Source organism: Pseudomonas sp. GW821-FHT09C10, assembly GCF_059418085.1.
The window spans coordinates 142,372-157,012 of the sequence record NZ_JBWKPE010000018.1 but is presented as its reverse complement, the minus strand read 5'-3'; the positions used below and the strand labels follow the sequence as shown (position 1 = coordinate 157,012).

The window sequence follows — 14,641 nt, the reverse complement described above, 5'->3', positions numbered from 1 at the left end:
TTATGCAACTACCTGACCCTATTGCCCACGCCGTCAGCGCACGCTTCACTCAGCGCCCGGCGCTGGAAACCGTGATCCGCGAGCAACTCGCCACGGCCATCGGCGACACGTACCCCAGCCTCAGCCTGGACCTGCGCCACACCCGCCTGGCCCGGCCACAACGCCGCGGCTGGCTGCTGCAGCCCTTTATGCCGGTGGTACACGATGCCCTGGCCAGTGGTGCGCCATTGGATTTCAGCGAGGTCAACGGCTCGCCCTGGTACCTCTCGGACGAGCCGCCCAAACGCCTGAAACTGCCTGGCCTGACCGAGGAAAAACTCGACATGCAGGTCATCGCGAAGCGGGTCGGCGAACTGCCGCAAACGCTGCCCATCGCCCTGCAAAATGCGCTGGCGGCGTACTGGGACACCGGCCCCTGGCACTGGCTGGCCGGCGTCTTGAGAGACACCCTGCGCATCGGCGCCCTGGGCCAGGCCGGCCTGGACCAACCCGCCAGGGAAACCCTGGAACAATTGATCGACTGCCCTGACCGCGAGGCCCGCCTTGCGCGGCATGGCGTGAATGCGGTGTTTGCCTACGCCCTGCAAGCCACCCTCACCCACGCCGAACGCTCGGTCACACGGATGGGGCCGCAGCTGGCATTGATTCGCGCCGTCAACGGCAAGGTCTCGGTGGTGCTGTGTGACCCGCAGCGCACCGCCGAGGTTTTCCCGAGCATGGACGCCCTGATCCAGGCCTGTGGGCAGCGACTGAGCCGCCAGTACCAGGTCGACGACATCCTGATTCAACGCTACGAGCCCGATGGCGATATCTTCGAGCACCAGGCGTCGATGATCCTCGATCGCCAGCTCGAAGACCTCGGCAACCTGCGCCTGCCCACCGGCCAGCCGTTCAGTACCTGGCAGGCGCTGTACGCCGAGATCACCGATCCGGGGCGGTTTTTCCGCGACACGCCCGCCGCCCCGCCCCAGGCCCTGGACACCCTGCGCCAGCACCTGCCGGCCTGGCTGCGCGACGCCGACGCCGACGACCAGGCCACGTACCGGCGCTACGCCCTCGCCATGGCCGGCGCCAAACGGCGCGCGGCGGGACGTACGGCCTTCAGCCAGATCGATGACCTGCGCACCTACACCGTCAAGGCGTTGTTACAGGCCTTGCAGCAGGATGCCGTGACCCTGGGCAGCTCGGCCCTCGCACCGCCCTCCGTCGGCGCCTTGCACCCCGATGATCTGCAACTGACCTTCACCATCGCCGCCGGCTACCCAGGCACCTCCGGGATCATCCGCCATGAACGCATGAGCTTGACCGACCTGGCCATCGACAACTTGTCCAGCCGCCCCAGCGGCAGCGTGACCCTCACCCACCGTCACGGCCTGCCCCTGCCGGCCTGGCTGACCGCCGACTACCTGATGGGAGCCGACGGCCCGGTGGCGCGCGTGGACATCGGCCAGCACTACCCGCGGCTGCTGGAGGCCCATTGGCTGGGTGAAAGCCCCGAGGCACGCCAGCGCGAAACCCTGTTCGCCGAACAACAGGCCGTGCAATTGCCGTTGCTGGCCCTCGAATTGGCCCTCAAGCAGCAAGCCGGCCTGAGCGCCAAAGGCGCACGCCTGGTGGCGGCACTGATGGAGCCGGACGCCGCCAACCAGAAGGTCGACCAACGGCCGGTGGTGATCCGTCACCTGGCCCTGCTGTCGGCACCCGGCGCCCATCCGGACACGGTCAGCGCCATGTACCTGATCGAGCCGCAGGACATCGGCGGCGGCCCCCATGTGTTGTATCGCCCGCTGTATGCCGAGGCGCTGCAGGAATTTGCCAGCCGTGAGGCGCTGCTGGAGGCCATCGCCGAAACCGGGCCGCTGCAGGACAGCGTACTGACCTGGCTGAGTGACAGGGCCCGGCCGATCTACGCCAATGGCGGGTTCCGCGAGCCCCACTCATTGCGCTTTGGCCAGGGCGACGAGTTTGCCCCCTTGCACAGGCCGGCGCCGGCCACCCTGGCCGCCGATGGCATCAATGACGAGTTGCAGCAGTGCCTGGTGACCGGGCGCCTGATGACGTACCTGTACAGTGATCACGCCCGGGCCCTGATCGAACAGGCCAATCGCGAATCGGTGTCCAACAGCGAAAGCCGCTGGCAGGTGCTGCGCGAGGGCAGCAGCCTGTTGTTCGGCAACCTGTTGCTCCCGCTGCTGCGTGGGCCGGCCATGCTGACCGGCTGGCTCTGGGGCCTGATGGCCAGCCTGGGCGAGGACATTCCGGCGCTGGCCTCCGAAGACCCGCAAGCGCGCGAACTGGCCAGCGTCGACCTGCTGCTCAACCTGGGGTTGCTGTTGTTCGAAGCCGTGCCCGCAGTCACCGCCGCGCCCCTCGCGCTGGCGGCGGGGCTCAAGGACCAAGCGTTGCCCCCGCCCCTGGCCCCGTGGGTCGCCGAGCAGTGGCCGCAACCGCCCCCGCCCGCCATCCGCGAAGGCGCGGTTATCCTGCCCGGTGCGCTGGAGCGGGTGGACAACACCGTACTGGACTTGAGTTTTACCCAGGCTCGCCCGCGCCTGACCACGATCCAACGCCGCCGCCTCGCCAGTTTCAGCACCCCTCGCCCAACGCCCCTGCCCCAACCGGTGTTGAACGGGCCACGCCGGGGGCTTTACCCCGTCGAAAACCGCTGGCATGCCCTGGTGGAAGACGCGTGGCTGCAGGTTGCCCTGGAGCCAACGGGCGATATTCGTGTGGTGACGCCTGGCGACGCGTCCCAGAGCGGCCCGTACTTGCGCACTGACGGCCACGGGGTGTGGTCGGTTGACACCCGCCTGCGCCTGCGTGGCGGCATGCCGCCCAAACGGATTGCCGCCGAACGCCAGCGCCAGGCACAGCGCATCAGCGAACTGAAGAAGAGCTTCGAACAGTTCGTCCAGGCACAGGTGACCGTGCAGAGTCAGCTCGACGTGATCCTGGCGGTGATGACCAGAACCGCGGAGGACCCACGTTTCACCGAAGCGCAGCAAGCCGACAGTCGTAAACGATTCGATACCGCACTGCTGGAACAGACCCAGGCTTACCAGCAGCAACTGGACAGCCTGCCGGAACGCAGCAGGCTGGGGATTGCCCTGCCGTCCCGGTCAGTGGCGAGCCTGCTGGAAAACATTGTCAACAACGCGCGCAAACATGTGGTGGTGGCCGAAAAAGACCGCGCAGCGCTCTACCGTAACCACCCGCGCTTCACCACCAAGGGAGGCCGCCTGGCCGAAGCGGTGCTGACCGATTTCCCGGCCTACCGCCAGTTCATCCGCGCAATGATTGCCATCAATGAACGCTCGGCATACTGGCTCGAGCTGCGCGATCGCTACCTCGATCAGCTGTTCAACCTCGGCACCGCCAGCGCGGAAGACTACATCCGCCTGACCGCGGAACGCCCGCAGGAGATCAGCGTGCTGGCCGTCAAGGACCTGCTGATGCGCAACTATGAGCTGATGACCCATAAACAGCCTGATCACCCTTTGGTGGGCGTGCTGATCGATATCCTTGAGCCGCTCCAGGAGCACTTGCGTACCCACAGTGACCTGAACGACCTGGAACTGTCGGCAGAGGAACGCGTCAACGTGCTGGAAAGCCTGGTGGAGCACTATGGTCGGGGGCTGGACTCGTTGCAGGGGATTGGCATCGTCAACGCCGATGAATTCGACGGCGACTATTTCGCCAAGCTGGTCAAGTTGGTGGAGGAGCTGTACCAGGAGGCCGCCAGGCAGCTGGCCAGCGAAATCAAGCCGCTTGCCCAGCCCGCCCCGCGCCCGAGCCGGCGCAGCCCGACGGCGGTGGGCAGACCGCAGAAAAAGGTCATCCGCACCTCGAAAAAAGGCACCTTTATCGGCGAAGTCAAACCGCTGGGTGCACTGGAAACCGTGGAAGTCCGCTCGGAAGTCACGGGCGAGGTGCTGGGCACCTACTCGCAACGGGGCGAACAATGGATCGAGTTCAAGGAGTCGCCGCCCTCACCCACCGCGCCGACTGCCCGCAGCCTGAGCCTGGTCAAGGGGGAAGCGCGCAAACTGCTGGGCATGCTGGAAGAACACCTGAAACGCGGCGATCAATACAAGAAAATCTCCCGGCATCCGGAAGAGGTCCAGGAGGTGCTGCAGTATGAGTCGGTACGCTACGACAAGTTGGCGACCGAACTGCACCAGGCCATCCAGGCCCAATCGGCCGAGGTCCGCACGCTCGCGGACCAGAACCTGGAGCGTGACATGCGCCAGGCGGCGGCACGCCTGAGCGAGCACGGCCTGGCCCTGCGTATTCAACGGTGCCTGGAGCTACCTCCCACCCACGGCAGCCTGGAGTTCCTGATCGAGCAAAAGCGCGCGAACATGGCGCTGCTGGGCGAGCGTATCCAGTTGAGCGGTGAACGAAGGGACTTTGTCCAGGAATACGCAATCAACGACCAGGGTGGCTACCCCTTGTGGTACGCCCACTTCCACTACCCGGCAGCCGACACGCCCAAGCAGGCCTATACCGCCGCCCACCTGAAGAGCCGCGAACAGCGCCGGGTCAGTTACTACTCGCAACTGGCCAGGGCCCAAAGCCCACAAGCCGTGGTGGATGTGCATCGTGGCTTGATCGGCAAGGCGCTGGCGCAGCGCTGGTTCCTGCCGCTGGCCCGCTGACAGGACTGTGGCGAGGGCGCTTGCTCCCGTTGGACTGCGCAGCAGTCCCATTGTGGGGGCCGCTTCGCGGCCCAGCGGGAGCAAGCGCCCTCGCCACCACAGTTCGCTCGCTGCTCTTTAGCCAGGCTCAGTGGGCAAACAACGAGTTGCCCTTCTGCCCCGCCAGCTTCTCGGGCTTGATCAGGAAGCGTGCCAGCGCCGGCAGCAGCCACAACGCACCGAACATGTTCCACAGCAGCATGAAGGTCAGCATCAGGCCCATGTCGGCCTGGAACTTGATCGCCGAGAAGATCCAGGTGCACACGCCGATGGCCAGGCACAGGCCGGTAAACAGCACGGCCTTGCCGGTGGACTTGAGCGTCTGGTAATAGGCTTCCTGCAACGGCAAACCGGCACGCAGGAAACTTTCCAGGCGGCTGTAGATATAGATGCCGTAGTCCACGCCGATCCCCACGCCCAGGGCCACCACCGGCAAGGTCGCGACCTTGACGCCGATGCCCATGAACGCCATCAGCGCATTGCCCAGCACCGAGGTCAGCACCAGCGGCAGCACGATGCACAGGGTTGCCGCCCAGGAGCGGAAGGTGATCATGCACATGGTCGCCACGCACAGGTACACCAGGATCAGGATGGTCAGCTCCGATTCCTTGATCACCTCGTTGGTGGCCGCCTCGATCCCGGCGTTACCGGCAGCAAGGATGAATTCCAGGCCGTCCTTGTTGTTCTCCTTGGCGAAGTCCTGTACCGCATGCACCGCGCGGTCGAGGGTCTCGGCCTTGTGGTCGTTGAGGAACACCAGCACCGGCGCCAGGGAGCAATTGTTGTTGTACAGGCCGTCGGCGCGGGCGATGGAGTTGTTCAGCACATCAGGGTTACGCGACAGGGTCTCCCATTTCAGGTTGCCCTCGTTCATGCCCTTGATCATCTGCTTGGACACGGTCACCAGCGAGATCGCCGACTGCACGCCCTCGGTGTTCTGCATCTTCCACATCAACTGGTCGATGGGCGCCATGGCTTCATAACGCGAGCAACCTTCGGCCTTGGTCTTGACCATCACCACCAGCACGTCGGAGCTGGTGGAGTAGTTGCTGATGATGAAGTTGTTGTCCTTGTTGTAGCGCGAGTCCGGGCGCAGCTCCGGCGCGCCCTGGTCGAGGTCGCCGATCTTCAGGTTCTGGCTGTACCAGAGGCCGCCGCCAAAGGCGACCAGCGCGAGCAGGACCGAGACCGGCGCGACTTTGGGGCTGGCGAATTTCGACAGCAGGCGCCAGAACGGATGTTCGCGGTGCGCGTCCTTCTTGCTCCGGGCGATGGCACGCTTGCTGATACCCGCATAGGAAATCGCCACCGGCAGCAGGATCAGGTTGGTGAACACGATCACCGCCACGCCGATGGACGCGCCGATGGCCAGTTCGCGGATCACACCGATATCGATGATCAGCAGGGTAATGAAACCCACCGCATCCGCCAGGATCGCGATCATCCCCGGCAGGAACAGTTGCCGGAAGGTGCGCCGCGCGGCCGTCAAGGCGTTATCCGCCTCGCTGGATTGCAGGGCGATACCGTTGATCTTCTGCACACCGTGGGAAATCCCGATGGCGAAGATCAGGAACGGCACCAGCATCGAGTACGGGTCCAGCCCGAAGCCGAAGAAGTGCATCAGGCCGAGTTGCCAGACCACCGCCACCAGTGTGGTGCTCAACACCGCGATGGTGCTGCGCAGGCAGTTGGTGAACCACAGCAATAGAACCAGGGTGATGACGAACGCAACGCCGAAGAACAGCACCACCATCACCAGGCCGTCGATCAGGTCGCCGACCTTCTTGGCGAAGCCGACGATGTGGATCTTGACGTTGGGGTTCTGGGCTTCGAACTTGTCGCGGATCTTGTCTTCGAGTTCATGGGAGAACTTGCGGTAATCAAGGGCCAGCAACTTGCCCTGGTCCTGCGGGTCCGGGTAGGACTCCAGCAGCGGGATGTCGACGATACTCGACTTGAAATCGTTGGCCACCAGCCGTCCGACCTGGCCGGACTTGAGCACGTTGTTGCGCAGTTGATCGAGGCTTTGCGTCGAGCCGTTGTAGCTCTGCGGGATCACTTCACCGCCGGCGAAGCCTTCTTCGGTGACTTCGGTCCAGCGTACGCTTGGGCTCCACAGCGATTTAAGGCCCGAGCGGTCGACGCCGGAGATGTAGAACACCTCGTCGTTGATCTGGCGCAGGGTCTCCATGTATTCCTTGGTGAAGATGTCACCGTCCTTGGCCTCCACCGAGATACGCACCGTGTTGCCCAGGTTGGCCAGGTCGTTGCGGTGTTCCATCATCTTTTCGATGAAGGGGTGCTTGAGGGGGATCATCTTTTCAAAGCTGGTGGACGGGCGAATCAACGTCGCCTGCCAGAACAGAAAAATGCTCACCAACAGGCAGATCACGATGACTGCCGGGCGGTTATTGAAGATCAGGCGCTCAAGAAAGGTCGCTTTATCGTTGTGATGACTGCTCATGCGTTCCCCGCCTTCTTATTGTTTTGTCGGTTCGGCGCCAGTGGGTGTGGCGACGCGAACACCACCCTGCCCGACCAGAATCAAGTTGCCGTTGCCTGCCGCCGTGACGGCCGACAATGAAATACGGTCGGGGCGATTGAACACGCTGAAGGTCTGGCCGTCGTCATGGCTGACCACCACGCTGCCGCCATTGCCGACCACCACCAGCGAACCGTCTTCGAGCAAGGTGGCCCCCGACAGGCCGAACTCCAGGGCGCCGCGTGCGGCATTGAGTTCGACCTGTTCCCAGGTGCTGCCGAAATCCGTGGAGCGGTAAAGATTGCCGCGCAAGCCGTAGGCCAGCAGGGTTTGGGGTTGTGCGGTGCTGATCACGCCAAACAGCGAGCCCTCGTAGGGGCCTTCGAGTTTTTCCCAGGTCTGGCCGTCGTCGCTGGAGCGGAACATGCTGCCCTGCTCGCCGACGATAAACAGGCCGGCGTCCTTGATCCGGGCGATGGCGTTGAGGTGGAACTGGTCTTCATTGTCGAGGCGGTCGCTGACGTCTTCCCAGGTCTTGCCGCCGTCGGTGGTTTCGATCAGCGCCCCGTAGGCGCCCACGGCCAGGCCGTGGTGGGCATCGTTGAACCACACATCGAGCAACGGCGCTTCACGCTTGAGGTCTTGATACTGCTGGGTCCAGGTGGCACCGCCGTCGGAACTGGCGAGGATTTGCGCATCATGGCCGACCGCCCAGCCCTGCTTGTCATCGACGAAATACACCGCCGTGAGCAGTTGCCGGGTGGGAACCTTGGCTTGGGTCCAGGTGCTGCCCTGGTCATCGGAATAGAGGATGTGCCCACGATCACCGACCGCCACCAGGCGCTTGCCAGCATGCACGACATCGATCATCAGGCCCTTGGCGGCCTTGGGGGATTCAATCGCAAAAGAGGTATCGCTGGCGGCCTGGACGACGGTCGGCAACGCGACAGTCCCAAACAGCGAGAGCGCTGCGGCCAGCAACGCAACCCTGCGTGCGGCGCGTGGGCGGCAAACAACCCAACCCATGACAGGCTCACTCATAGACCTTTCTCCCATTTATTATTGTTAGGTCGTCTCGCCTTCCCGGGCCCTGAAACCTGCAATCTAGAGCGCCTGGAGGAAGCAGGGGCCATCCTATCGGGCTTTCGAATCGTCTGACAATCGGTGCTACGTTATCTTTTGTTAACTGGCGGCGTTTAGCCATACCTGAATAGGCGGGTATCAGCCAGGCTGATTAATGAATTTTTATTCTATCTATTGAACTTTAGGAATTTTTATTCCATTAATGGCCCTCCTGAAAACAGTAATCCAAAGGACCACGGCTATGCGTGAACTCGGAATCGGCTTGATCGGCACAGGCTTCATGGGCCGCGCCCACGCCCTGGCATTCAACAATGCCCGGACGGTATTTGAACTGCCGGTACACCTGAAGCTGGCCGCCCTGGCCGATGCCGACACCGAGCGCGCCCAGCGCTGTGCCACGGCCTGGGGGTTTGCCCAGGCCCACGGCGACTGGCAGGCGCTGATCGACGACCCGGCCGTGGATGTGGTGGCCATCACCACGCCGAACCACCTGCACTTTCCCATGGCGATGGCGGCCATTGCAGCGGGCAAGGCGGTGTACTGCGAAAAACCCCTGGCGGTCAGCCTGGAGCAGGCCGATGCCATGCGCCAGGCTGCCCGCGAAGCCGGGGTGGTGACGCGGGTCGGCTACAACTACCAGCACAACCCGATGATCGGCCTGGCGCGGCAACTGATTGCCGAGGGTGACCTCGGCGACATCATCAGCTTCCAGGGCGAGTTCAGCGAAGACTTCATGGCCGACCCGGCGTCACCGTGGTCGTGGCGCTGTGAAGTGGGGCATGCCGGTGGCGCCCTGGCGGACCTGGGCAGCCACCTGCTGTCGATGGCGCGTTACCTGGTGGGCGATGTGACCGGCGTGTGTGCCGACACCCAGACCGTCCACGCCCAACGCCCGGCCGTCAAAGGCAGCGCCGAGCAGAAAGCCATCGCCGTGGATGACCAGGTGCACGCCCTGCTGCGCTTTGCCAACGGCGCGCGCGGCGCGGTGAGCAGCAGTTGGCTCAAGCACGGTTACAAGAACCACCTGAGTTTCGAGATCAGCGGCACCAAGGGCACCTTGGCGTTCGATCAGGAGCGCTTGAATGAACTGCGCCTGTGCCGTGTCGGCCAGGACGGTTTCCAGCGTTTGCTGGCGGGTCCTGCCCTGCCCGGCTACGCGGCGTTCAGCCCGGCGGCGGGGCATCAGCTGGGCTACAACGAGCTGAAGACCCTGGAGGTGCAGGAGTTGATCATGGCGGTGGCCGGCCAGGGCGCGGATGGCACCGACTTTGACGCGGCATGGGAGGTGGAACGGCTGGCGACGGCGATTCGTGTGGCTGCCCGTGAAGAGCGCTGGGTCAACCTAAACTCGCTCTGAAGCGCAATGCAAAACCCCGAGTGGGAGGGGCAAGCCCTTCCCACCTTTAGATCACCCGCACACCTCTCAATCAGCGGAAGTGAAGCCTGTCGAGCATTTCGGGACGCCTGAGGAGTTCCTTCGCCAGCCACGCCTGGCGACCGAAGTAGGGATGCCTGGTAACAGTCCAGTTGGCAACTTCATGCAGTTTTTCGAGGCTGAGGTGGCCGGGCCGCTGCGGGTCCTTGAACAGATCGAGATCACGCATCAGCTCTCGGGCCAACTCTTTGTCATTCTGGTTTTTAAACATCGTGATGTTGAGGTTGTTGCGATCGATCAGGCTATCCAGCCCGCCGGTGATATGGTGACGGTCCATATCGTCGACCAGGTCTCCACGCTTCATCAGTTCCCGTGCCAGGAGGATATTCTGGTCTTTGGCATAATCGCCGGTCAGCGGTTTGCCGGCCATATTCTTCAGGCCGTCCTTGGTGATGATCCCCGGATGATGGGGTTCCTTAAAGTCATCGAACCTATCGAGCAGCATGCGTGAAAGCTCTGCGTTGCTCTTGCTGCCGAAACCGTGGCCGGGCCAGTTGGGGATCGGGTCGGGCCTTGGAGGGCGCTGGGCGCCAAAGCAGTGGCGGATGAACTGCTTGAAACTGCCTATCCCACCCCGGGGCCAGTAGTCTGCTTTGATGTGCTGTGCGCGGTCACGCTCCTCGAATCCAGCGGTAACCGCGTTACCGTAAAACCCCGACAACCGTGGGGTATCGCCTAATTGAAAGCTGATTGAGCCGCTCCTTTGCGCGATTGCGGACGAATTCGCCATCGGTTTTGACGGAGCGGTATTGCCCTGATCCGCCTTCAGGTGCGAGGGTGAGGACATAACAGATTTATCGAAAGCAGGTGCCAACATCGTTTGATGTCTCCAGTCCGGTTTGGCGAAAAGTTCACCTGCCTGTCCAGCATCGCACCAAGACGCAGACACATGGTGATAACGCAGGGTTGCAAGTAGTCCCTATGTGGCAAGCATGGCCGATTCAGTTCCTGTGGGCCCCTTCCCCGCTATCCGTTGAACAAGACGTTGATGAGCCGGCTTGCCTGCCACACAAAACCGCTTTTCTAGCGTAAGGCGCGACGCAGCACTTTGCCCACTGTCGTTTTAGGCAACTCGGTACTGCGAAACTCCACATACCTGGGCACCTTGTAGCCCGTCAGGTATTCGCGGCAATGGGCGAGGAGCTGTTCCTGGGTCAGGTTCGGGTCCTTGCGCACCACGATGATCTTGACCTTTTCCCCCGTCACGCCGTCTTCCACGCCGATGGCCGCCACTTCGCCGACGCCCGGGTGCAGCGCCACCACGTCTTCGATTTCATTGGGGTACACGTTGAAGCCCGAGACCAGAATCATGTCTTTCTTGCGGTCCACCAGGCGGATATAGCCGCGTTCATCCATCACGCCGATGTCACCGGTCGACAACCATCCCTCGGCGTCCAGCACTTCGGCGGTGGCGTCCGGACGTTTCCAGTACCCCTGCATCACCTGCGGGCCGCGCACCTGCAGTTCGCCCTGCTCGCCGATATCGGCCAGTTCGCCGTCTTCACGCATAAACCGCACCCAGGTCGATGGCAGCGGCACGCCGATGCTGCCGGTGAATTCCATTTCGCGCATGCGCGCAATATCGATCGGGCTGATGCTCACCACCGGCGAGCATTCGGTGAGGCCGTAGCCTTCGATGATCGGCAGCCCGGTGACGTCCTTCCAGCGCTTGGCCACCGCCGTGTGCGTGGCCATGCCGCCGGCGATCACCATGCGCAGGTCGGAGAAGTCCCGAGCGCAGAACTCCTTATTCTCCAGCAAGCCGTTGAACAGCGTATTGACCCCGGCAATACCATTGAAGCGCTCCTTGCGCAGGATCATCTGCACCCGCTTCACATCCCGCGGGTTGGCGATAAGGATGTTGCGCCCGCCCAGGCACATGAACATCAGGCAGTTCACCGTCAGGGAAAAGATGTGGTACAGCGGCAGCAGGGTAACGTTGGTTTCCTGCTTGTCCTGGTCCAGTTGGTCGCCGACCCAGGCCTTGGCCTGCAACAGGTTGGCGATGATATTGCGATGGCTGAGCATCACGCCCTTGGCATCCCCGGTGGTGCCGCCGGTGTATTGCAGGAAGGCCAGGTCGTCGAGGTGCATGTCCACCGGGAAGTGGTTGAGCGCGCGGCCCTGTTTCAGCACCTGGTTGAAACGCACCGAGCCCCTCAGGTTGAACGCCGGCACCTGCTTTTGCACGCGACGCAGGATGAAGTTCATCGCCGCCCCCTTGAAGCTGCCGAGCAGGTCGCCGATGGCGGCCACCACCACGCGCTTGACGCTGCTGCCGGCGATGACTTTTTCCAGGGTGTGGGCGAAGTTTTCGAAGATCACCACGGTTTCGGCGCCGCTGTCCTTGAGCAAGTGCTTGAGCTCATGGGCGGTGTACAACGGGTTGACGTTGACCACCACCGCACCGGCCAGGATCGTGCCCAGCAGGCAGATCGGGTACTGCAGGCAGTTGGGCATCATCAGCGCCACGCGGTCGCCCTTCTGTACGCCCTGGCCCTGCAGCCAGGCGGCGAACGCAATGCCTTGCACCTGCCAGTCGGCGTAGGTCATCTCGGTGCCGATGCTGACGTAGGCGACCCGCTCGCGAAATTTCTCCAGGTGCTCCAGGAACACCTCGCGCAACGACGGGTAGTCCTCGATACCGGCATCGATGTCCGCCGGGACGCCGGGCAGGTAAGCGTTCAACCAGACCCGTTCGGTGTGTTCCAGGCTGATAGCGTTCATGGCAGTCTCCTTATTGTTGTTTTTGATGGGGCTACTTTTCGACGATAGCGGTAATGCCCAGCCCGCCCGCCGCGCAGATGGAAATCAGGCCGCGACCGCCGCCGCGCTCGTGGATGGCCTTGGCCAGCGCCGCCAATTGCCGGCCACCGGTGGCGGCAAACGGGTGGCCGCAGCCGAGAGAACCGCCGTTGACGTTCATTTTGGCGCGGTCGATGGCGCCCAACGGCGCCTCCAGGCCGAGCCGTTCGCGGCAGTAATCGGCGTCTTCCCAGGCCTTGAGCGTGCACAGCACCTGGGCGGCAAAGGCTTCGTGGATCTCGAAGAAATCGAAGTCGGCGAAACTCAGCCCTTCGCGCTTGAGCATGCGCGGTACGGCGTAGGCCGGCGCCATCAGCAGGCCTTCGCTGCCGTCGACAAAATTCACCGCCGCCGTCTCGCCCGTGCGCAGGTAGGCCAACACCGGCCAGCCATGGGCCACCGCCCAATCTTCGCTGGCCAGCAGCACCACCGAGGCGCCATCCGTCAGTGGCGTGGAGTTGCCCGCCGTGAGGGTACCGTGCTGGCGGTCGTAGGCCGGGGACAGGCCGGCGAGTTTCTCCAGGCTGGCGTCGGCGCGCAGGTTGTTGTCCCGCGCCAGGCCGCGATGGGGGCTGATCAGGTCGTCGAAGAAACCGCGCTGATACGCGGCATCCAGGCGCTGGTGGCTGGTGAGGGCCAACTCGTCCTGGGCCAGGCGCTTGATCTGCCAGCGTTGGGCCATTGCTTCGCAATGTTCGCCCATGGACAAACCGGTACGCGGCTCGCCATTGCGCGGCAACAGCGGCTTGAACAACATCGACGGACGCACCTTCAGCAGTGCCTTCACCTTCTCGCCCATGCCCTTGGCGCGATTGGCCGCGAGCAAGGTGTGGCGCAGGGATTCATTGATGCCGATGGGCGCGTCGGAGGTGGTGTCGGCGCCACCGGCGATGCCCACGTCGATCTGGCCAAGGGCGATCTTATTCGCCACCAGCAAGGCCGCTTCCAGGCCGGTGCCGCAGGCTTGCTGCACATCGTAGGCCGGGGTCTGCGGGGACAAGGTGGTCGACAGCAGCGATTCACGCGCCAGGTTGAAATCCCGCGAATGCTTGATCACCGCGCCGGCGGCAAACTCGCCCAGACGCTGGCCGTGCAGGTTGTAACGGTCGACCAGGCCTTGCAGCGCCACCACCAGCAGGTCCTGGTTGCTGTCGTGGGCGTACACCGTGTTGGAACGGGCAAACGGAATGCGGTTGCCGCCGATGATCGCCACGCGGCGGGTCGGGGCCGGGTTGAAGCTGTAGTCACTCATGTAGGGCTCTCATTCCAGACAAATAGCCCGCGCATATGCGGTTTGTCGCCGGCGAAATTGCGCACTTCGAATTCGCGCCGCGGGCCGCTCACGGGGTGTTGCCACAGGGCGACCTGGCCGGGCAGGAAGATCGGCAGCTTGAAGTCGCAATGGGCTTCGGCCTGACCCAGGCCACCGGGAGGTTGTTGAGCGGCCAATGCGCGGCCGAGGGTCCACATGCCATGGGCGATGGCGCGGCGAAAGCCGAACAGCTTCGCACCGATCAGTGAGGTGTGGATCGGGTTGAAGTCCCCCGAGACCTTGGCGAAGCGCCGACCCAGATCGGCGGGCAACACCCAGCGCTGGGTGCGCAACAGGCCCTCTTCTTGCAACGGCAGCGCGTCATCCCACGGCCCGCCCACGGGATCCTTCACCTCGCGGCGCAGGTACAGGCTGTCGCTTTCCCACACCAGGCTGCCGCGGCTGTAGGCCCGGGTGACGATGCTCAGCGCCTGGCCCTTGGCATGGGCCACCCAACGTTCGCAAAAGACTTCCAGGCGCAGTGCCTGACCTTCCTGCAGGCGCTGGTGCTGCCGAATGCGATTGGCCAGGTGCACCATGCCGCTGGCCGGGTACGGGAAACTCGGACGGGTCAACAGCATCAGGTGCAGGGGGAACGCCAGCACATGGGGGTACGACAGCGGCACGCCCTGTTCGCGGCGAAAGCCACAGGCACGGCCGTAAGCCGCAATGCCCGCAGCGGACAATTCCACCGCCGAGCGCACCAGGCGCTCCCTGGGCAACAGCGGTGCGCCGTCGAGCTTGGGTTTGCGCAGGGCACGCACGCCGTCCAGCAACAGGCGCGTGCGCGATGGCGGAGGGTCGATAATCTGCGTCACGTAGTCCAT

General features: G+C 63.6%; 8 protein-coding genes. 2 read left to right on the top strand and 6 right to left on the bottom strand.

Annotated features, from left to right (window positions below; all coding sequences use genetic code 11):
- The first annotated feature begins 2 nt into the window (after nt 1-2).
- On the top strand, nt 3-4,658 hold the full coding sequence (locus AC07OT_RS27795) for a dermonecrotic toxin domain-containing protein (RefSeq protein ID WP_495109579.1): 4,656 nt from the start codon (nt 3-5) through the stop codon (nt 4,656-4,658).
- Between the two features lie 127 nt (nt 4,659-4,785).
- Here the strand turns inward: AC07OT_RS27795 and AC07OT_RS27790 are convergent, their stop codons facing one another.
- Nucleotides 4,786-7,161: an efflux RND transporter permease subunit gene (locus AC07OT_RS27790; protein ID WP_027608582.1), complete on the bottom strand. Its 2,376-nt coding sequence runs from the start codon at nt 7,159-7,161 to the stop codon at nt 4,786-4,788.
- 15 nt (nt 7,162-7,176) lie between these two features.
- On the bottom strand, nt 7,177-8,205 hold the full coding sequence (locus tag AC07OT_RS27785) for a WD40/YVTN/BNR-like repeat-containing protein (protein WP_495109587.1): 1,029 nt from the start codon (nt 8,203-8,205) through the stop codon (nt 7,177-7,179).
- Nucleotides 8,206-8,503: 298 nt separating this feature from the next.
- Between AC07OT_RS27785 and AC07OT_RS27780 the strand changes: the two genes are divergently transcribed.
- Nucleotides 8,504-9,619: a Gfo/Idh/MocA family protein gene (locus AC07OT_RS27780; RefSeq protein WP_495109578.1), complete on the top strand. Its 1,116-nt coding sequence runs from the start codon at nt 8,504-8,506 to the stop codon at nt 9,617-9,619.
- 70 nt (nt 9,620-9,689) lie between these two features.
- On the opposite strand, the gene AC07OT_RS27775 is transcribed toward AC07OT_RS27780, so the two are convergent.
- The 4 genes from AC07OT_RS27775 to AC07OT_RS27760 form a co-directional block, all read right to left on the bottom strand.
- Entirely contained in the window at nt 9,690-10,514 is an 825-nt protein-coding gene (locus tag AC07OT_RS27775) for a hypothetical protein (protein ID WP_495109577.1), read from the bottom strand.
- A gap of 206 nt (nt 10,515-10,720) precedes the next feature.
- Nucleotides 10,721-12,424, bottom strand: coding sequence for an AMP-binding protein (locus tag AC07OT_RS27770; RefSeq protein WP_495109576.1), 1,704 nt, complete (start codon nt 12,422-12,424; stop codon nt 10,721-10,723).
- Between the two features lie 31 nt (nt 12,425-12,455).
- The gene (locus tag AC07OT_RS27765; RefSeq protein WP_495109575.1) at nt 12,456-13,754 is read right to left on the bottom strand and encodes an acetyl-CoA C-acetyltransferase; all 1,299 of its coding nucleotides are present in this window, start codon (nt 13,752-13,754) and stop codon (nt 12,456-12,458) included.
- Complete coding sequence (locus tag AC07OT_RS27760; protein WP_495109574.1) at nt 13,751-14,641, bottom strand: MaoC/PaaZ C-terminal domain-containing protein; 891 nt, start codon at nt 14,639-14,641, stop codon at nt 13,751-13,753. The genes AC07OT_RS27765 and AC07OT_RS27760 overlap by 4 nt, the downstream gene beginning before the upstream one ends.

Bases quoted from the DNA above. Each gene is read 5' to 3' on its own strand.
- AC07OT_RS27785 (WP_495109587.1), bottom strand. From the start codon at position 8,205: ATGGGTTGGGTTGTTTGCCGCCCACGCGCCGCACGCAGGGTTGCGTTG.
- AC07OT_RS27795 (WP_495109579.1), top strand. From the start codon at position 3: ATGCAACTACCTGACCCTATTGCCCACGCCGTCAGCGCACGCTTCACT.
- AC07OT_RS27760 (WP_495109574.1), bottom strand. From the start codon at position 14,641: ATGGACTACGTGACGCAGATTATCGACCCTCCGCCATCGCGCACGCGC.
- AC07OT_RS27765 (WP_495109575.1), bottom strand. From the start codon at position 13,754: ATGAGTGACTACAGCTTCAACCCGGCCCCGACCCGCCGCGTGGCGATC.
- AC07OT_RS27770 (WP_495109576.1), bottom strand. From the start codon at position 12,424: ATGAACGCTATCAGCCTGGAACACACCGAACGGGTCTGGTTGAACGCT.
- AC07OT_RS27775 (WP_495109577.1), bottom strand. From the start codon at position 10,514: ATGTTGGCACCTGCTTTCGATAAATCTGTTATGTCCTCACCCTCGCAC.
- AC07OT_RS27790 (WP_027608582.1), bottom strand. From the start codon at position 7,161: ATGAGCAGTCATCACAACGATAAAGCGACCTTTCTTGAGCGCCTGATC.
- AC07OT_RS27780 (WP_495109578.1), top strand. From the start codon at position 8,504: ATGCGTGAACTCGGAATCGGCTTGATCGGCACAGGCTTCATGGGCCGC.